This is a genomic window from Prevotella histicola (assembly GCF_055385135.1).
The window spans coordinates 640,407-659,828 of record NZ_AP043793.1 but is presented as its reverse complement, the minus strand read 5'-3'; the positions used below and the strand labels follow the sequence as shown (position 1 = coordinate 659,828).

Genomic DNA, 19,422 nt, shown 5'->3' with positions numbered 1-19,422 from the left:
ATATGCCTCTCTATAAAGAAGAATCCCTCATTCTTGCGTTTTGTAGCAAGAATGAGGGATCAATCTTTGTCCTTTTATCCTTCCAGGGGAAAGGATTCTGTCTTGTTCTTAGGTTTAATTGCTGAGAGGAACAGCAAAGTAAGCCTTTTTCCCAGTAGGATAAATACCCTGAATGTAAAGAACTGGGTCCTTACTTGTTGATGCTTTCTTGACAAGACCTTGCAAGTCATCAATGTTCTTAACGATATTATCGTTTACTTTCTGGATGATGAAACCTCGATTAATACCTGCCGACTTCAAGGCACCACTGTTTACTTTCAATACTTCAAGCCCATAGTTGATATTCAGTTGCTTCTTTATCGCATCTGTAACAGGTCGGAACTGTCCACCAAGTACATCTATGTCAGCCTGCTCAATAATCTTGGTAGTACCCTGAGCATTCTTCAAAGTTATTGTCTTTGTTATCTCTTTCTTATGGCGTATGTATGTTACTGTAGCATTGTCGCCAGGCCGTTTACTGTTAAGAGCCTGTTGGAGCTCAGACATACGAGTTACCTTATGCCCATCAAACTTTATGATAACATCACCCTTTGTCAGACCGAGTGCAGCACCATTACCGTCTTCTGACACTTCAGAAACGTATACACCTTCATTCGTTCCGAGGTCAACGTTCTTGCCTTCTTCCTTCTGTGCATTGATGTAATTTAGTACATCGCCACCCTGAATGCCAAGCATTACACGCTGAACACTACCATACTTCTTGATATCTTCGACAACTTTGGTCATGATGTTGGTTGGGATAGCAAATCCATAACCGCTATATGCACCAGTCTGAGAATAGAGCATGGCGTTAATACCAACTAGTTCACCCTGTGTATTGACTAAAGCACCACCAGAGTTTCCTGGGTTAATGGCAGCATCTGTCTGTATAAAGCTTTCTATTCCATTCTGAGTTGCTCCTAATCCACGAGATTTTGCACTGACAATACCTGCTGTCACCGTAGAGCTGAGGTTGTATGGGTTGCCAACAGCAATAACCCATTCGCCCACTTTCAGCTTGTCTGAATCACCAATAGGAAGGGTTGGGAGGTTCTTTGCATTTACTTTTAGGAGGGCAAGGTCTGTTTGTTTATCAGTACCAACAACACGTGCAGAGAATTCACGGTTGTCATTTAATGTAACTGTCAATTCGTCAGCACCTTCAACAACGTGATTGTTAGTTACAATGTAACCATCAGATGAGATGATGACACCGCTACCTGTTGCCTCTTTCTTAGGGGTCTGTATTTGTTGTCTACGTGATCCTCCGTTGCCTTGATTAGGATTTCCGAAGAAACCAAACGGGTCGAAGAATCCACCAAATGGATCATCCTGCACGTCTACAGTCTGTGTTTTAGAGTTCTGTACATATTTAATATGTACTACAGCTGGTAGAGCTTTCTCTGCAGCATATGTGAGATCGACAGGTTGGCCAGCCGTTACTGCTGGGGCTTCTGCTGCATAAACTTTGATGAATGCACCTGTCGAGAAGGCCAGTGCAGTAACACATGCAGCGCCAGCCAGATACTTTGATAAATTTTTCATTGTTAATTCTATTTTAATGATTACTTTTTTCTTTTGTCGTTATGGATATCTTGAGATATTCAGTCAGATACAATTGTGGATGCAAATATAGATGCAAAAAATGTAATTACGCCATTCTGTCAGTTATCTTTATCCGATTTTAACATTTGAAGTCCGTACTTAACGGATCTTAATTAGAACTGTTAATTAATTGACATACGTTTATCTTATGACCTTGTTTTGTTTATGGATGTCATAAATATATGGTTTTATGTTTGTAAAGTGCTATTTTGTAGTATAATCAGTTGAAAAATACATAAAAAGTTTTGCCTTTTCCGTGTTTTACAGTATCTTTGCACCTATTACAAGGCAGTATTCCGGCACTGTCGCTGGCATCTTTTTAAGATGCGAGAGGAAAGTCCGGGCAGCATAGGGCATCCTGCTTCCGAAAGTAGAAGCTATTGGTGACAGTAGATGTAGGCAGAAGAGAATGACCGCCATCTTTGTTGATGGTAAGGGTGAGAAGGTAGTGTAAGAGACTACCAGCAGGTGGGTGATCACTTGGCTGTGCCGTTCAGGAGCTGCAAGTTCATGTAAACCGTTGTTTGAGGGCTGCCCGCCCGAGCTTTAGCACAATGGAGGGTAGAATGCTTGAGTTGCAGGGTGACCTGCAAATTAGATAAATGACAGGCATCTTCCTATTATCGAAAGATGAGGAAGAGACGGAACCCGGCTTATAGGATTACTGCTTTGTTTTGCTATACCCATCTTCTCTCTCCGGTAATTCTATAATTGTTAGGGGAGAGAAGGATGGTGTAGTAATCATTATTAAAGCTTGAATAATCATGAGAGATTTAGAACAACAATATGTTACAGTGTTGGATGACTTTCAGCATCAGGTAGAGAACAGAATTCGAAATCACAAGGATGAAGCGAATTTTCCACAACTCCCAGAAGGTGTTGATGAGATGATCCTTTCTGATTATTTGTTTGAATACCAAGCAGCTCTGGATAGTGAGGGAACTGAACGTTCACGTTATACAATAGCAGGTATCTTACTTTGTCTGCCAATATTAGTAATGTCTGGATTTCCTGACACCTCTTTACCATTCAAAGGAGTATGGAATGTTCTTGCAGCTATAGGTGTCGGCTTGGTTCTCTTTTTGCTTTATAGGATACTAATGAAAGCTTATGTGCGCAGTCGTATTCAACGTGTTAACCGGGATTATCCTGAAGTTAAGAAGTACGTTGATAGCGTTATGACTTTTCAATAAGTTTTATTTAAGAATAAATAGATGATGGAATTGCCTGATTTGCAGAAGTATAAAGAGAAGTTTTCTCAGAAGAATTTTATAGAAAAGATACAAAGAGTGGCAAAGCGTGCAGGTGTTAAGCTTGTCTATGTTGCTTTAATACTTTATTATCTTATAGAAAGTAACAAAGTATCTGTCAAGGATAAGGCTATCATTATAGGAGCTTTGGGATATCTTATCTCTCCAATAGATATTGTCCCTGATGCTATTCCTATAGCTGGATTAGGTGATGATATGGCAGTAATGCTTTATGTTTTAGATAAGGTGTGGGGACAGGTTGATGATGAAATAAAGTCAAAGGCCCAGCGAAAACTATCTAAATGGTTTGATGACGATGAACTTGACATTCCAAAAGATTTGTTTTCAGAAGACACTACGGATGGTCCTGTCTAATTAATATAGAGAAAGGAGGAGGGTCTATGTGGCAATATATTGTTTTGAGTGTTGTACTGGTACTTGCCATTGGGTATATCTGTTATCGAGTCTGGATGTCTTTTAAAGTAGCAAATGACCCTTGTGGTGGCTGTACAGGCTGTGCTATTCATGATCAGTTGAAGAAGCAGCGTCAACAGAAAGGGCGTAAGAAGCCAGCCTGTTATAAGTAATATGACATGGGAATACTTCTTTTTGATTGTGTTCTTCAGATACGTTGTTTTACTTTATGATCCTAAAATAATACTTGAAATGTTTGGTAAAATGGAATAAAGTAACTATCTTTGCACTCGCAAAACTCAAGAAGTTATAAATAGCAATGGTGCCTGGGCCGGTCGGTTAGGTAACGGTCTGCAAAACCGTGTAGGGCGGTTCGATTCCGCCAGGCACCTCAAGAAAAGAGATTCTCAGTATTGAAAATCTCTTTTTTTATTATATACTTATGGTTTTTATCTTTCTCCTTTTGTATCTCAATTCCTCTTTCTATGTAGTGTTATGTTTCCTCTTCTTGTAAAATAAAATACTTTTCAGTTTTCAATAGGTCATGTATTGCCTCTTAAAAGGTGCCCTTTTGCATGGTAAAAGATGCCCTTTTAGCATGTAAAAGACGCCCTTTTGAGAGCTGGTTCGTAATTATCTGATAATAATATTGTTATGAATTGGGGATAAGATGATTCTTGCTTATCTTGCTCTCTTTCGTAGAGTATTCTTTGTAAAAGTATTTTGTAGTACTTTGCTTTTTTATAGTTGTCTTAAGCTATATTGATGAGTTCTATATCGAAAATTAATGTGGAGAAAGCGGGTATATCGGCGTTACGTTTACTTCCATATCCCTCTTGATAGGGGATGTAAATGCGCCAGGAATCGCCTTTATGCATTGCACAAAGAGCAATCTGAAGACCTGTGATAAGTTCGTTTAAGCGGAAAGCTTCTGGAGTTGGTTTTTGCCAACTGTCATCAAAGACTTGTCCAGAGATGAGACTTCCTCGATAATTACATATTACAATGGAGCGTGGCTGTACTGTCCCTTCTCCGTTTCCTTCCTTGATTATTTCGTAGAAGATACCATGTGGTAGAGTTTTAATGCTATCCTTTTTACTAATATTATGCAGAAATTCTTCGTTTCTTAGTTTATATTCTTGTTTCTTTCCCATGTCCTTTGATCGTGTTGATGTACGCAAATTTAGCTAATATCTTTTGATTTCACAATTATTTCATTTAATTTTGCTGATGGTTTACAGTAGATTATCTTAAAATGAATTTCGATAGAGAAGAGAACGATACACGGCGTGCAGAGTTGGTTAGATTATTGGAGCATTCAATAGAACGGCTTACGTTAGCAGAGTTAGAAGCATTGTATTATGACCTTGTTGCGAAAGATTATATTCGGCAGTAGTCTCTAATGATGTTGAATAATAGCAAAAATCGTGAGATTCTTCGGTTAGCGATACCGTCTATTATAAGTAATGTGACGGTCCCTCTCTTGGGTTTGGTTGATTTGTCAATAATTGGACATATTGGCAATGAGGATTATATTAGTGCTATTGCCGTTGGTTCAATGATTTTCAATGTCATGTATTGGTTGCTTGGATTCCTGAGAATGGGAACCAGCGGTATGACATCCCAAGCCTTTGGACGAGAGGATACGATGGAGTGTATTCGTATTTTAGTTCGTAGTTTGACTATCGGGTTAGCCTTTGGTCTTTTGTTTATTCTTACTCAAGACGGATTAGAGTGGGGTTTGTTACGCCTCATGAATACGCCAGAAGCTTCATGGGAGTATGTAACGATCTACTTTCAGATTGTTATATGGGGGGCTCCCGCTATGCTTGGCTTATATAGTCTGACAGGTTGGTTTATAGGAATGCAAGATACGCGTACGCCAATGGTTGTCGCTATATTGCAGAATTTGGTGAATATACTCGCTTCTTTGTCCTTGGTGTTTGTCTTGGGGTGGGGGATTGCTGGTGTTGCAGCTGGAACTTTATTGACTCAGTGGATAGGTTTCCTTGTAGCTCTGTTGGGTGCGTGGAAGCGGATTCATAAGGTTAATGGTTTACAGAACAAACAGGGGTTAGCAACTGAGACTTGGTCTCGTTTAGTCCGTGTTCTTTCCGTAAAAGCAGCATGGATAAACTTTTTCCTTGTGAATAAGGATATCTTTCTCCGTACATTATGCTTGATAGTGGTTAACTTCTACTTTACTTCAGCTGGAGGAAAACAAGGTGCTATGATGTTGGCAGTAAACACATTGTTGATGACATTGTTCACCATCTTCTCTTATGTGATGGATGGTTTCGCCTATGCGGGAGAAGCTTTGAGTGGAAAGTATTATGGAGCAGGTGATAAACAAGGATTGCATGCCACAGTCCGCAATCTGTTTCAGTTTGGTTTTCTGATGGCTGTAGTGTTTATGGGTATATATATGATAGGTGGTACCGGATTTCTTCATCTCCTTACAGATGATAATACTGTAGTTGAGGCTGCACGCCCTTATCTCCCATGGGCTTGCTTTATTCCAGTTGTTGGTGTGACAGCCTTTATTCTTGATGGTGTGTTTATAGGGCTTACAGATACGAAAGGAATGCTCTTTTCTACTGTTATGGCAATGGTATTATTTTTTATAGTTTACTTTGTTTTTAGAGATTGGCTCGCTAATTATGCGTTATGGTTAGCCTTCCTTTCATTCCTATTAATGCGGGGTGCAGCGTCAATGCTTTGGATGCGTTTTTTCTCAACTATTGACGTTTAAGTTAAAGTGTGATTGGACTTTAACTTAAAGTACAATTGATGTTTAAGTTAAAGTATAAGAGGAGTCTAAGTTAAAGTACAATTAAGGTTTAAGTTAGAGTATAGATAATGGTTAAATTAAAGTATAAAGGTAGGAGTATGAATGTAACAATGATAATAATATTTGCCTTGATTCTCTTGGTTGGTTGTGGGTATATTGGTTGGCATATCTGGCAGTTATTGCCATTGAGTAATGTCGGCAAATGGACAGTAACAGGAGTGATGTTCCTCTGTTTCTTAAGTCTGTTTACAAACTTTTTCATAGACAAGCTACCAATGTCTGTTGCCACTATTCTGTATGAGGTAGGAAACTCGTCCCTTTTCATAGGTTTGTATTTGATCATATTGTTTCTTATCCTTGACTTAGGTAGAGTTGTACACTTGGTTCCGGCTGCCTTTCTGCGTAATAGTTGGGTAGGGACAACTTCCGTTCTTATTATTATTGTAGGTTTATTCGTTTATGGGTATCTAAATTATTTGCATAAGGAGCGTGTCCCTTTGACTTTAAATTCAGCTAAGATGATGCATAAACGGCATCGTATAGTTATGCTTACAGACTTGCATTTAGGTTATCATAATCGAGTTGATGAGTTTCGTAAATGGATAAATAAGGTGAATGCTGAACAACCAGAAGTAATCTTGATAGCTGGAGATATTATAGATGGAAGTATACGTGCACTACTTGACCAGAATATGGCTGCGGAATTCAAGAAACTGAAGGCACCTATCTATGCTTGTCTTGGTAATCATGAATATTATAGTGGAGAACCACGTGCAAAACAGTTTTATAAGGAAGCTGGGATTCATTTATTGATAGATAATCATGCACTTATACCTCTGAGCGATGGTGATACTTTGTTAGTTGTGGGGCGTGATGATAGGACCAATAAGCGTCGTGCTACCCTTGCAACATTGATGCAAAAGGCTCCAAAGGGTTATTATACAATTCTTATGGATCATCAGCCTTATCATTTGGAGGAAGCGCAGCAATCGGGAATTGACTTTCAGCTCTCCGGACACACGCATTATGGTCAAGTATGGCCTGTTAGTTGGATAGAGGATGCCATTTATGAAGATGCTTTCGGGCCATTAAAGAAAGGTAATACCCAGTATTATGTTTCTTCTGGTATTGGTATCTGGGGTGGTAAATTCCGTATTGGAACAAGATCAGAATATATAGTGGCTGATATTGAATAACATTAGAGGATGGAACCAAAGACAGTCTTGCACAGACTCCCCTTGTATGTGTTGGTGAGTTTAGCAATATTTATGTTGGATAGCTGCTTCTCCAGCTTTAATTCTTCTGAGGAAGTCATGGCTTATCTTGAGAAAAATTATCCAGGGCAGCGTATTGTGCTTTCTGATGAATATGAAACAACTCGTGGGTTGTCAAACGATATAAGAATTTGGACATTCACATTGTCAGACTATCCTAAAGATACCTTTCATGTGGCAAGTTATATCAATAGTTATCCGTTTCCGATGATGAAAAACCAGCATGGAATCATCGATGACTTTGAGAAAGTCGTTATCCTGCGTCGGGCAAAAGAATTTGAACATGGGCCTTTGAAGAAATTCGATGCTCTCACACGACGTCTCTGGACCCATTTCCCTGTGTCAGATTTCTCTCTGAAGCCAGCTAGGTTAGAGCTGAGAGCAGTTGATGATATCTGGCGTGCAAAGCATCTGATAGATGCTTTCGAACAGTTCCTTGGTGAAAAAAGGCTGACTGATGAAGTTCAATATTATCTGCGAATGTATATGCAAGGACCTTGTTATGACCTGGGACATGGTGAAAGTGTACCGCCTTCGGATAATGATTCCATTGACAAATCTAGTAAGAAGAAGGGTTGCTACATTGAGCGTCAGATCTATTTTGCCGTTAATCGACAGGAGTTATGTCAGCAGTTTTACAATGATGTGATGGAGTTTCATCAGTTAATGGTCAGCTATGGTAATGGTGTTAATAAAGAGACATCTCAGGCATGGGCAGAAAACCAACTGAGACTCGTTAAGCTGTTGCCAGATCTCCCATCTGAGGAAAAACGTGATTCACTTCTTAAATTACTAGTAGTACAGGATGATTATGTAAGCAGTGTATTTATCGATACTGGAATGAAACCTTATATGCTTGTAACCTTGTCGAAAAAGGGAGAAAATCCTGGTTCTTACAATCTCTTTTTCACTTATCCACAATTACATGCATTCTGCTTACGCAGTGGGTTGCAGGTGCAAGGCTCTGGTGATCATTTTAAAGTGAAAGGAGTAGATGGAATGCATTACGAGTTTTCTGCACAGTTTTATAAAGAGAAGAAAGGTGCCATCGGCTTTGATGAAGATGTCTGCTATTATCTGAGAAATGGTAGTAAGGTTTTGGTTAAGAATTTTAGTAGTCCTTATGAGTGTATTAGCGATGCTCTAGTGCACCGAATAACTGGACGGAATGTAAAACGAATGGTTGTGAACGGGCAGATATCTTTAAATAGATAGGTCTTTGGCAGAGGTCTTAAATAACAGAAGTATTTATAATCTTTGATAGTTCAAGGAGATAAATGAAGGTTGATAATATTCGTTTTTGGGAATAGTATCCACAAGTATCTACTTATTAGGATTGTAGATACATAATCCTTCTACTTCCAATTTTAGTAAACACCAGTAATCTTGAATTAATAAAGGTAAGGTTTATACAGTATAAGTTATTGCTATATACAAAAAAGAGCGGCCTCTAATGAGAACCGCCCTGATGAAAGGAGGAGTGGTACCACCAGGAATCGAACCGGGGACACAAGGATTTTCAGTCCTTTGCTCTACCAACTGAGCTATGGCACCATCATGTCTGCAATTCTTTATGATTGTAGTCATTTCTTAATTGCGGTGCAAAGGTAATGCTTTTCTTCTGAACTGGCAAACTTTACTAAAGATTTTTTAATGATTAGTTTGCTTTAACAGTTTTCTTAATTTCTGTTTAAAACCCAGCCTTGTGCTTGTATTTCGAATTCATTACCATCTCTTGTGATAAGATAAGCTCCTAAACTCTCTTTCGTTATATAGCCAATCTGTCTGATACCGTCAATCTTATCAATCTTTTCATGATCACCAATAGGTACAGTAAAAAGTAATTCATAATCTTCACCACCATTTAATGCTGCTGTTGTGAGATTCATGTTGAATTCTTCACATGTCGCAGCTGTCTGATAATCAATTGGAATATTCTTCTCATAGATCCGACATCCACAGTGGCTGTTCTCACAAATGTGTTTAATTTCACTTGCTAATCCATCTGAAATGTCAATCATAGAAGTTGGGTGTATGTTAGCTTCCTTAAGGAGTTGAAGGACATCTCCCCTTGCTTCAGGTTTCAGTTGCCTGTCTATGAGATATTCTTTGCCAGCAAAGTCTGGCTGGAAATCGTCAAAGGAAGAACGTTCTTTGCGCAATGCTTCTAAACGAGCCTTATCATTTGTACGTTGTGCATCCTTTACTTTGTTGTTATATTCTTCAATCTGTTGGTAGTAAACAGTCTTCTCGCGTTCAAGGATCTGTAATCCCATATATGCAGAACCAAGGTCACCTGAGACACAGATGAGATCAGTTTCCTGTGCCCCGCTTCGGTAGACTATATCTTCTTTTTGGGCTTCTCCTATACAAGTGAGATTTATGGCAAGGCCTGTATATGAAGATGTTGTATCTCCTCCGACTATATCCACGCTCCATTTCTCACATGCTTTCTTTAATCCTGTATAGAATAGTTCTATATCTTCAACTTTGAATCGTTTACTTAAACCTAATGATACTATAATTTGGCGAGGATGACCGTTCATAGCAAATATGTTGCTCATTACAATCATAGCAGCTTTGTATGCCAAATGCTCCATGTCTATATAAGTAAGATCAAATTGTACTCCCTCCATAAATATTTGTGAAGAGACAAGTACCTCTTTCTTGTTATATTGTAGAACAGCAGCATCATCACCAACTCCTTTTATCGTTGATGGATTTATTGGCTTGATATTCTTGGTGAGTTGGTTAATTAAGCCAAACTCTCCGAGATCTTTTATTTCCATTTATTATATTAGATAAGTAATGAAAAAATACTTTTATGACCGTTTAATCATTTCGCGCATAATTTCAGTCATACGTGGCTGAGCTGCATTTGCAGCCTCCTGTACTTCCTCGTGGCTTACTTTTACAGGTACGTCAAAGCCTCCCAGGTCTGTTATTACGCTAATTCCAAAAACTTTTATGTCACTATGACGTGCAACTATGACCTCTGGAACAGTACTCATTCCTACTGCATCTGCACCTAATTTATGGTACATACGGTATTCTGCAGGAGTCTCAAAGGTTGGTCCTTGTACTCCCATATAGATACCATGCATGATGCGGATACCCTTTTCTTTAGCAATTGAATTTGCTAATTCAACTAATTTATGGTCGTAAGCCTCATGCATATCGGGGAATCGTGGTCCAGTCGGATAGTTTGGACCATGTAAAGGATGTTCTGGGAAAAAATTAATGTGGTCAGTAATAATCATCAAGTCTCCAATTTTGAAGTCTGGATTCATACCACCCGATGCATTTGACACAAACAAAGTTTTAATCCCCAACTCGTGCATTACGCGGATAGGGAATGTGACCTCTTTCATGTTGTAACCTTCATAAAAGTGGAAACGTCCTTCCATGGCCATAATATCTTTATCTCCGAGTTTTCCGAAAATAAGTTTCCCTGCATGTCCTTCTACTGTGGAAACAGGGAAATTAGGAATATCTTTATAAGGGAACTCGTAACTATCAGTTATCTCTGAAGCTAATTGTCCGAGACCGGTTCCCAGAATGATGGCGGTTTTTGGATTTGTTGTCATCCTCTTTTTTAGCCAGGATGCTGTTTCTTGAATTCTTTCGTACATAGGATATTATTTTATCATTGAAAGTTTTTTCTTTATCAAGCATGAATCTAACCTTGATAGGAAGAGAATAAATATTTTCTTTTATTTCTGCAGATAATCCCTCAATACCGATAAGACGAGCTTTGTCTTTCTCGGTGGTTATAATAATCTTTGGAGTAGACATTCTTTCAAAAGTCTCATTTATAAGCCTGATGTCTTTTTTCGTGAAAGCATGGTGGTCTGGGTATGAGAGCGTGGTGAGTGCATTGTTACCAGTATACTCATTAAGATCTTCTTTTAAGTGTTGCGGTGTTGCAATTCCTGTGAGAAGAAGAATATTCCATCCTCGTATATCTGTCAGAAGTAGGTTCTTCTTATTTGAGAAGATAGGTTCTAATTCACAGTACTCCAATGTAGTGAAATAAAGTTGTTGAAATGGATAAAGATCCATAGCTTTACTCAATACTCGATAGTCTATTGGGTTGAGGTCTTTAGGACACTTCGTGATAATAACGATATCCGCTCTATGCTTGCCGGAAAGGGGTTCGCGTAATCTTCCTGCAGGTAATAGCCTGTCATAGATAATAAGCCGATGATAATCAACTAACAGAATATTAATCCCTGGCTGTACATATCTATGCTGAAATGCATCATCTAAAAGAATGACATCTGTATCACATGTTTCTTTGTCTGTAGTCAATCTGCTTATGCCTTCGCAGCGGTTCTTATCAACAGCTACATGAACTTTAGGATATTTTGTCTTCATTTGATATGGTTCATCACCAATATCTTGCATGGGAGTATCTGTTGTCGCTAAGACATACCCATGACTCTTCCGTTTATATCCTCTTGACAGAACAGCAACGTTCATTTTATCCTTCAATAACCGGATGAGATATTCAACGTGAGGGGTCTTTCCTGAACCGCCCACGGTTATATTTCCTATAGATATGACAGGTATATTAAAACGGCGTGTCTTAAGAATTTTCAATTCAAACAGTTCATTCCGTATGCCCACTATAAGCCCATATAGCCAGCTGAGTGGTAATAACCATTTATTGATTTTGATATGATCTCCTTCCATACGTTATTAATGAATGTTAGGGAAATAAGGTATACGAGCTTGGATTGCACTTTGATGATTCAATGTCTTTAATAAAGCAAATGGCTCGTAGTAATCCCCTAAGTTGACGCGTAATTGCTCACTAAGGTAATTATTCGGGTTTGACTCCTGTAGTAGTTGATCCATTAAACTGGGTTGTTCTGGATAGATATGTAAGCTATGATCTGATATCTTGGCAAGTTTTATAGCCTTTGCTATCGCGACCTCCAGTCCACCTAATTGATCAACTAATCCGATCTTTTGGGCATCCTGTCCTGAAAAGACATGCCCCTGTGCAATTCTTTCTACTTGTACGTCAGTCATCTTACGCCCTTCTGCTACACGATGACGGAAAAGTTTGTATCCTCGATTAATATATTGTCCCAGAAAGGCCATCTCTTCAGGAGAGAAAGGGCGAGTAGTAGTTCCAAATGAAGAATATTTATTAGTTCTAACTTCATCAAACTTGATTCCTAATTTTTCTGTAAAAAGACCACTCATATCTGGGAACATACCGAAGATACCTATAGAGCCTGTTAGTGTCGTTGGCTCTGCAACAATCCAATCTGCTGGTGCAGAAATGTAATAACCTCCTGACGCAGCCATACCTCCCATGCTAATAACGACTGGCTTTTGTTTTTTCAATTCTATTATCTGGTGCCATATTTGTTCTGAAGCATAAGCAGACCCACCTCCAGAGTTAATTCGAATAACAACAGCTTTTATCTTTTTGTCATCAGACAATTTTTCTAAATCTTTGCAGACTTTTTGTGCATCTATTGTATGGTTCTGGGCAAAAAGGCCTTCAACTGTTCCATCGACAATATCACCATAGGCATAATAGATAGCTATTTGATTATCTTTATTGCCTTCTTTCTCATTAGAATCTTGCAGGTCTGCCACTGTTACTTGGCTAATATCTTCGCTATTCTCTATGCCAAGTTCCTTTTTGATTAATTGTTTTACTTGGTCTGTATATAGTAATCCATCTACCATTTTTGTTTTAAGATAATCTTCCTGAGGGGCAAGAGTCATCATACTATCGGCATATTGATTTAGTTTCCCAGCAGGTATATTCCTACTTTTGCTGACATCATTGGTTATGTTCTGCCAAATACTATTAAGATAGGCTGTGGTTTGTTCTCTGTTTGCTTCGCTCATCTTGTCTCCTGTAAACATCTCTGTGGCACTCTTATAAGCGCCAACTTTCACAACTTGCATCTTCACTCCAAATTTAGCCAGTAGATCTTTTATGTAGATAGGTTGAGAAGCTAAGCCACGCCAATCAATTTGTCCTTGAGGGTTTAGATAGACTTTGTTGGCAGCAGATGCCAAATAGTAAGTACCTTGTGTATATGTGTCGCCGTATGCTATAATCCACTTCTTACTTTTTTTAAAGTCTATAAGGGCATTGTGTATTGCCTGTAGGGATGCGTAGGAGTCAGCTGAAAAGGCACCAGCTTCGATATATATGCCTTTGACATGATCATTCTCTTTTGCATTTTTAATGGCGGTTAGAATATTGTCGAGTCCAATGGAGCCTTTATCTGTACCTTGGATTTGATTGATAATATTGTCTTCTGCTCTCTCTGAGAGCTGTCCTGACAGGTCTAATACAAGAATAGAGTTTTCAGATGGTTCTTTTGTTGATTGTGAAGAAGCAATCATGCCTGTTATAGTTATAACTCCAAAAAGAACAGTTATAATGCTGAAAAGAAGCATTCCAACAAAGGATGCAAAGACAAATTTGAAAAATTGTTTCATGAAAAACCTAATTCTTATTTACTTTGCAAAGATATATATAATAGGTGGAAATTCCAAATATTTCATGATTTCTTGATATCTTTGCAGAGAAAGAGTAGGTAATATTGTAATGACAGTTTTCATTTAGGCTATCCTGCTTGTTCTTTTTGTATAGATATTAATATAGAGGTAAATGTGATGCGAATTGTTCTAGCCATCGATAGTTTTAAAGGTTGCTTGTCTTCTGTAGAGGTTGAGTCTTCTGTAGAAAAGGGTGTGAAACTTAGTTGCCCTCAAGCTGAAGTTGAAAAGATTCCTGTTAGCGATGGAGGAGATGGGATGTTAGAAGTTTTTTCACAACTGGTAGGTTGCGAGAAAGTTACGGTTGCTTGTCATGATGCTCTTATGCGTCCTATTCAGGCAGAGTATGCTATAAGCCCTTCTGGTGTGGTTGTCTTGGAAACTGCTGTTGCTTGTGGAATTAATCTACTGAAGTCAGAAGAGCTGAATCCTTTACGAGCAACTTCTTATGGTGTTGGAGAAGTCATTGCGGATGCTCTACTACGTGGCTATCATAGTTATATTATAGGGTTAGGTGGCTCGGCTACTAGTGATTGTGGTTTAGGAATGTTGGCAGCTTTAAAGAGGAAATTAGGTGAAGACTGGCAGAATAAACTGCCTAAAGATTTAGATATCATATTGGCCTCAGATGTAGCTAATCCTCTTTTTGGGGATACTGGAGCAGCTGTAGTTTTTGGACCTCAGAAGGGTGCGACGCCGGAAATGATTGCTTGTCTTGACCGTCGAGCTCGTACTTTTGCGAGACTTGCGGCAAAGCACTTTGGTTTTGATCATTCTGAAGATAAGGGAGCTGGTGCAGCAGGTGGCTTAGGTTATGCTTTTCTTCAGTTCCTTGGGGCAAAGATAAAATCTGGAGCAGGCGTTATGTTGCAGATGTCGGGGTTTGAAAACCTTGTAAAAGAAGCAGATTTGATAGTCACGGGAGAGGGAAGAGCTGATGCACAGACATTGATGGGTAAGATACCTGCGTGTGTACTAGCTTATGGTAAGCGTTTGGGTGTTCCTGTCGTGTTGCTTGCTGGACAAGTTAAGGATAAAACAGCCTTGCTTTCTGCGGGCTTTTCACAGGTGTGTTGTATCAATCCGACAGCATTACCACTTGTTGAAGCCATGGTCCCTTCTGTTACTAAAGAAAATATCCGAAAGACAGTTATGAGAAAGTTTAAAGGCTGGTTGGATTTGTAGTAGGCTAATTTTTTTATGTGAATAATAAATAGTACCTTTGTAGCCGTTATAAATAAAAGATTGGTTTATGGACGAGAATCAAATGATATGCTCAAAAAGAGTACTTCGTAAAAAACTTGACTTGCTCCTCCGGACAGGTCAAATTCTTATGGAAAGCTCTGCAGATACGAGTCGTGTGAAGCGTAATATGGAGCGTACGGCAGCCTATCTAGGGCTTCCAAAAGAAAATTTGCATATGCATGTTGACTATTATATGCTACAAGTCAATGTGAGTGATGAGTTTCATAGCTTCTCTAAGATGCAACGTTGTGATAAGCATGTCATTAATATGCTTGCTATTCAGGAGGTCTCAAAGCTCTCATGGAGGGCCATTCAGGAGGATTATTCGTTAGATCGTTATGAAGAAGAGCTTGAGAAAATTGCTCATGGCAAACATTATTATACGGATTGGATGATTGCCATTGGTGCAGGTTTTGCTTGTGGAGGATTCTGTGTTCAGTTCGGATGCGACTGGACAGCTTTCTTCTATGCGTCTATTGCTGCAATCTTAGGTAATCGTTTGCGTATGTTCTTGAATCATGCTGGTTCGAATATTTATGCTAATTTTGCTGTAGCAGCCTTTGTTAGTACGATATTGGCTTGGCTTTCATCCTATTTGTCTACGCCATCTGTTCAAGCAATGCTTCCTGAATTCTTACGTCCTATATTATTTACGAAAACACCGTGGCATCCACTCCTCGCATGTGCACTCTATATCGTTCCTGGAGTTCCGTTAATAAATGCGGTCAATGATCTCTTAGATAACCATATAAATACAGGTTTGGTACGGGCTATGAACACCATGCTTATAGTCATTGCAATGGCATTTGGTATAGCGTTGACCATTAAATGTGGGGGGATTGATAATTTTGTGAAAGACCTATCTATGACACCGCATCATAGCTTCTTTGAGTATGCACTTGCAGCTGCTATATCGGCTATGGGCTTTGCTACTATCTATAACATTCCATATCGATTAATGCCTTGGATTGCTATAGGTGGTATAATCTGTGTTTGTTCTCGTAATTTCATAAACCTTGGTCCAGCAACAGGTAATATTGGCTTAGGAATGGGGCTGGTTGTAGGCTCACTTTGTGGGTCGGCTCTGATTTCAATTATAAATATCAAAGCAGTCCATATCTTGCATACTCCTCATCAATGTATTACGATTCCTGCAGTTATTCCAATTGTTCCTGGTGTGTTGATGTATCGTGCTCTATACGGTTTTATGGAAATGCAGGGAGTTGTTGGTGAAGTAACATTTGCCATGTTCAATGCTATTAATGGGTCATTGGTCCTGGTATGTATCGCTTTAGGTGTCGCTATTCCAAATATTTTTGCTCGCAAATGGATTGCTCCGCATCGTAGAGCTAAGCTAGAACGCTTAATAGAAGAGCGCAGAATGCGCGGTAAATTTGTTGATTTACACAATTTTGAGGTCTAGTTAAAGATAGAGCCTTATATATTTGAGCCGATGAGGAGATGTTAATCCTCATCGGCTTTTTCCTTACAGAGCACAGTGCGGTTTTCCATCAGTCATCTATTTGTAGATACTACGTGTCAAATCTTGATGGAGCTGTTGGTCAACTCCATAGGTGCTGATGGTAAGCACGCTAGGAGTTGATGCCTCGCACGAGGCAAAGTTGTCTCATGTTGTTCTATAGATGATTGATAGGGACTTCTAATGGTATGGGTGGCTTATAGCTATAATATGATGGTATAGGGATTACTGTCATAAGGACTGACAAAAATGTCAGTATTAATTTTGTCCTTGTCAGTCTTCGCCAGTTGGCACAGTTTTCGTAATCTTAAAAGCGAAGTGTTTTCAAATACTTTGTGGACAGTGATATAAGATAAACTTTAAAAATAATATAATTATGACAATTAAACCATTAGCAGACAGAGTACTTGTGCTTCCTGCACAGGCAGAAGAGAAAGTAGGCGGAATTATTATCCCTGATACAGCAAAAGAAAAACCACAGCGTGGAAAAGTAGTCGCTGTAGGTAATGGTACGAAGGATGAAGAAATGATTCTTAAAGCTGGTGACGAAGTGCTGTATGGTAAATATGCTGGCACTGAAATCGAGAATGATGGCGAGAAATATCTGATGATGCGTCAGAGCGATGTGTTAGCAGTAGTAGAATAAATAGTTCCGGAATTGTCGATTAATGATAATCGATTGTGAAATTCGGAATTCGAGAAAGTAATTCAAAAAAAGAAATAATATTATGGCAAAAGAAATAAAATTTGATACAGATGCTCGTGAACTTTTGAAGAGTGGTGTTGACCAGTTGGCTAACGCGGTGAAGGTTACACTTGGCCCTAAAGGTCGTAATGTCGTCATTGGTAAAAAGTTTGGTGCTCCACAGATTACAAAAGACGGTGTGACTGTAGCTAAAGAAGTTGAACTTGAAGATAACTTTGAAAATGCTGGAGCACAGCTTGTGAAGAGTGTAGCTAGCAAAACAGGTGATGATGCAGGTGATGGTACAACTACTGCAACAATCCTTACTCAGGCTATTGTGAATGAAGGATTGAAGAATGTTACAGCTGGTGCTAACCCAATGGACCTTAAGCGTGGTATTGATAAGGCTGTTGCCAAAGTTGTAGAGCACATTAAAGATTCTGCAGAGGTTGTTGGTGACAACTATGATAAGATAGAGCAAGTAGCTACTGTTAGTGCAAACAATGATCCTGAGATTGGTAAATTGTTGGCGGATGCTATGCGTAAAGTTTCTAAGGATGGTGTTATCACGATCGAAGAGAGCAAAACCCGTGAGACAAGTATTGGCGTTGTTGAGGGTATGCAATTTGATCGTGGATACCTTTCTGGCTATTTTGTGACAGATACAGATAAAATGGAGTGTGTAATGGATAACCCTTACATTCTTCTCTATGATAAGAAGATTTCAAACGTTAAGGACTTTTTGCCAATTCTCCAGCCAGCTGCTGAGAGTGGACGGCCGTTATTGGTAATTGCAGAAGATGTTGATTCTGAGGCATTGACAACATTGGTAGTAAACCGTCTACGTGCAGGTTTGAAGATTTGTGCAGTTAAAGCTCCTGGCTTTGGCGATCGTCGTAAGGCTATGTTGGAGGATATCGCAACCTTGACAGGTGGTGTTGTTATCAGTGAAGAGAAGGGACTTTCTCTTGAGAAAGCTACACTTGAGATGTTAGGAACTGCTAAGAAAGTTACGGTTTCTAAAGATAATACAACTATTGTTGATGGTGCGGGCTCAAAAGATGCTATTAAAGAGCGTGTTGCTCAAATCAAAAATGAGATTGCAGCCTCAACAAGTTCTTATGATAAGGAGAAACTACAGGAACGTCTTGCGAAGCTTTCAGGTGGTGTTGCTGTCTTATATGTAGGCGCTAACTCTGAAGTTGAGATGAAAGAAAAGAAAGATCGTGTTGATGATGCTTTATGTGCTACTCGTGCAGCAATGGAGGAAGGTGTCGTTGTAGGTGGCGGTACCACATACATTCGGGCTCAAGAATCATTGAAAGATCTGAAGGGTGAGAATCAAGATGAGCAAACAGGTATAAACATTGTATGCCGTGCTATTGAAGAGCCTTTGCGTCAGATAATTGCAAATGCAGGTGGTGAAGGTGCCGTAGTAGTAGATAATGTCCGCCAGGGTAAGGGTGACTATGGTTACAATGCTCGTAAGGACACTTATGAGGACCTTCGTGCAGCTGGTGTTATTGATCCAGCTAAGGTTTCACGTGTAGCCCTTGAGAATGCTGCTTCAATTGCAGGTATGTTCCTGACAACAGAATGCCTCATCGTTGATAAGGCTGAAGAGACACCAGCTATGCCAGCAGCTCCAGGTATGGGCGGTATGATGTAATCTGAGAAAATAATAGTTTTGGTAAAAAAAGAGGGGAAGATGCTGAGAGGTATCTTCCCTTTTTGGGTATAGAAGAATAGAGGCTAAAGTCTTTATGGTATTATATTAAATAGTGTTTGTTTTTGACCTGGCATAATGTAAAGGCGGTAAATTCGTGTAACTGCTTTTGAATAATTCTAAAAACTTCAGTCTTTCAATCTTAGTCTGTAATCTTTTCGTTAACTTTGTAGCATGAAAAGAATCGTCAATTGGAAAGAATTTGCCGTACTCTTTATAGTTATTGGGTGCGTATATTATCTGAGTAAGTCTCTGTTAATAACAGGTGGTATCCTTGTGCTTCTGTTGTTAATTGATGGCTTGTTACGTGAATATGACAATAAAAGGCGAGGCGAGAAACAAGCTGATGAGATAAGAAAGAAGCTAGAAGAGTAGG

Annotated in this window: 18 protein-coding genes, 2 tRNA genes and 1 other RNA gene; 14 read left to right on the top strand and 7 right to left on the bottom strand. The window is 39.2% G+C overall.

Features of this window, described 5'->3' with window-relative positions; genetic code table 11:
- Positions 1-114 precede the first annotated feature (114 nt).
- Positions 115-1,584 carry a trypsin-like peptidase domain-containing protein gene (locus ACZ48L_RS02800; protein WP_025791012.1) on the bottom strand — a complete coding sequence of 490 codons (1,470 nt, stop codon included), beginning with the start codon at positions 1,582-1,584 and terminating at the stop codon, positions 115-117.
- A gap of 348 nt (positions 1,585-1,932) precedes the next feature.
- Between ACZ48L_RS02800 and rnpB the strand changes: the two genes are divergently transcribed.
- The 5 genes from rnpB to ACZ48L_RS02775 all read left to right on the top strand — a co-directional run bounded on the left by rnpB (position 1,933) and on the right by ACZ48L_RS02775 (position 3,700).
- An RNA gene (gene rnpB / locus ACZ48L_RS02795) (RNase P RNA component class A) lies at positions 1,933-2,316 on the top strand.
- 92 nt (positions 2,317-2,408) lie between these two features.
- Positions 2,409-2,837, top strand: a complete 429-nt coding sequence (locus ACZ48L_RS02790; protein ID WP_025791014.1) for a hypothetical protein — start codon at positions 2,409-2,411, stop codon at positions 2,835-2,837.
- A 24-nt stretch (positions 2,838-2,861) separates the two neighbouring features.
- A complete protein-coding gene (locus ACZ48L_RS02785) occupies positions 2,862-3,269 on the top strand; it encodes a YkvA family protein (RefSeq protein ID WP_008822661.1) in 408 nt (135 codons plus the stop codon).
- 26 nt (positions 3,270-3,295) lie between these two features.
- Positions 3,296-3,481, top strand: a complete 186-nt coding sequence (locus tag ACZ48L_RS02780; RefSeq protein WP_025791015.1) for a hypothetical protein — start codon at positions 3,296-3,298, stop codon at positions 3,479-3,481.
- Between the two features lie 148 nt (positions 3,482-3,629).
- Positions 3,630-3,700, top strand: a tRNA-Cys gene (locus tag ACZ48L_RS02775).
- 360 nt (positions 3,701-4,060) lie between these two features.
- Here the strand turns inward: ACZ48L_RS02775 and ACZ48L_RS02770 are convergent.
- A complete protein-coding gene (locus ACZ48L_RS02770) occupies positions 4,061-4,462 on the bottom strand; it encodes an FKBP-type peptidyl-prolyl cis-trans isomerase (RefSeq protein ID WP_025791017.1) in 402 nt (133 codons plus the stop codon).
- 101 nt (positions 4,463-4,563) lie between these two features.
- Here ACZ48L_RS02770 and ACZ48L_RS02765 point away from each other — a divergent pair, with 101 nt between their 5' ends.
- From ACZ48L_RS02765 to ACZ48L_RS02750, 4 genes are all read left to right on the top strand, one after another.
- Complete coding sequence (locus ACZ48L_RS02765) at positions 4,564-4,704, top strand: hypothetical protein (RefSeq protein ID WP_196794664.1); 141 nt, start codon at positions 4,564-4,566, stop codon at positions 4,702-4,704.
- Between the two features lie 6 nt (positions 4,705-4,710).
- Positions 4,711-6,060 (top strand): MATE family efflux transporter, encoded by a 1,350-nt coding sequence (locus tag ACZ48L_RS02760; protein WP_025791018.1) that lies wholly within the window; start codon positions 4,711-4,713, stop codon positions 6,058-6,060.
- A 137-nt stretch (positions 6,061-6,197) separates the two neighbouring features.
- Positions 6,198-7,295 carry a metallophosphoesterase gene (locus ACZ48L_RS02755; protein ID WP_025791019.1) on the top strand — a complete coding sequence of 366 codons (1,098 nt, stop codon included), beginning with the start codon at positions 6,198-6,200 and terminating at the stop codon, positions 7,293-7,295.
- 9 nt (positions 7,296-7,304) lie between these two features.
- The gene (locus tag ACZ48L_RS02750) at positions 7,305-8,588 is read left to right on the top strand and encodes a hypothetical protein (RefSeq protein ID WP_242401678.1); all 1,284 of its coding nucleotides are present in this window, start codon (positions 7,305-7,307) and stop codon (positions 8,586-8,588) included.
- A gap of 266 nt (positions 8,589-8,854) precedes the next feature.
- Here ACZ48L_RS02750 and ACZ48L_RS02745 read toward each other — a convergent pair.
- The 5 genes from ACZ48L_RS02745 to sppA form a co-directional block, all read right to left on the bottom strand.
- Positions 8,855-8,927, bottom strand: a tRNA-Phe gene (locus ACZ48L_RS02745).
- A gap of 125 nt (positions 8,928-9,052) precedes the next feature.
- The gene (locus ACZ48L_RS02740) at positions 9,053-10,162 is read right to left on the bottom strand and encodes a thiamine-phosphate kinase (RefSeq protein WP_025791022.1); all 1,110 of its coding nucleotides are present in this window, start codon (positions 10,160-10,162) and stop codon (positions 9,053-9,055) included.
- Positions 10,163-10,195: 33 nt separating this feature from the next.
- Positions 10,196-11,005, bottom strand: coding sequence for a purine-nucleoside phosphorylase (locus ACZ48L_RS02735; RefSeq protein ID WP_081472517.1), 810 nt, complete (start codon positions 11,003-11,005; stop codon positions 10,196-10,198).
- Complete coding sequence (lpxK, locus tag ACZ48L_RS02730; RefSeq protein WP_025791025.1) at positions 10,890-12,068, bottom strand: tetraacyldisaccharide 4'-kinase; 1,179 nt, start codon at positions 12,066-12,068, stop codon at positions 10,890-10,892. Before lpxK ends, ACZ48L_RS02735 begins: the two co-directional genes overlap by 116 nt.
- A gap of 6 nt (positions 12,069-12,074) precedes the next feature.
- Positions 12,075-13,850: a signal peptide peptidase SppA gene (gene sppA / locus ACZ48L_RS02725; RefSeq protein ID WP_464722006.1), complete on the bottom strand. Its 1,776-nt coding sequence runs from the start codon at positions 13,848-13,850 to the stop codon at positions 12,075-12,077.
- A 177-nt stretch (positions 13,851-14,027) separates the two neighbouring features.
- On the opposite strand from sppA, the gene ACZ48L_RS02720 reads away from it, so the two are divergent.
- The 5 genes from ACZ48L_RS02720 to ACZ48L_RS02700 all read left to right on the top strand — a co-directional run bounded on the left by ACZ48L_RS02720 (position 14,028) and on the right by ACZ48L_RS02700 (position 19,421).
- Entirely contained in the window at positions 14,028-15,095 is a 1,068-nt protein-coding gene (locus tag ACZ48L_RS02720) for a glycerate kinase family protein (RefSeq protein WP_464722005.1), read from the top strand.
- A 67-nt stretch (positions 15,096-15,162) separates the two neighbouring features.
- Positions 15,163-16,578 carry a threonine/serine exporter family protein gene (locus tag ACZ48L_RS02715; RefSeq protein WP_008822650.1) on the top strand — a complete coding sequence of 472 codons (1,416 nt, stop codon included), beginning with the start codon at positions 15,163-15,165 and terminating at the stop codon, positions 16,576-16,578.
- A 433-nt stretch (positions 16,579-17,011) separates the two neighbouring features.
- Complete coding sequence (locus ACZ48L_RS02710; protein WP_008822649.1) at positions 17,012-17,281, top strand: co-chaperone GroES; 270 nt, start codon at positions 17,012-17,014, stop codon at positions 17,279-17,281.
- 82 nt (positions 17,282-17,363) lie between these two features.
- Positions 17,364-18,989 (top strand): chaperonin GroEL, encoded by a 1,626-nt coding sequence (groL, locus tag ACZ48L_RS02705; protein ID WP_219495864.1) that lies wholly within the window; start codon positions 17,364-17,366, stop codon positions 18,987-18,989.
- Positions 18,990-19,220: 231 nt separating this feature from the next.
- Positions 19,221-19,421 (top strand): hypothetical protein, encoded by a 201-nt coding sequence (locus tag ACZ48L_RS02700; RefSeq protein ID WP_008822647.1) that lies wholly within the window; start codon positions 19,221-19,223, stop codon positions 19,419-19,421.
- Position 19,422: the final 1 nt, after the last annotated feature.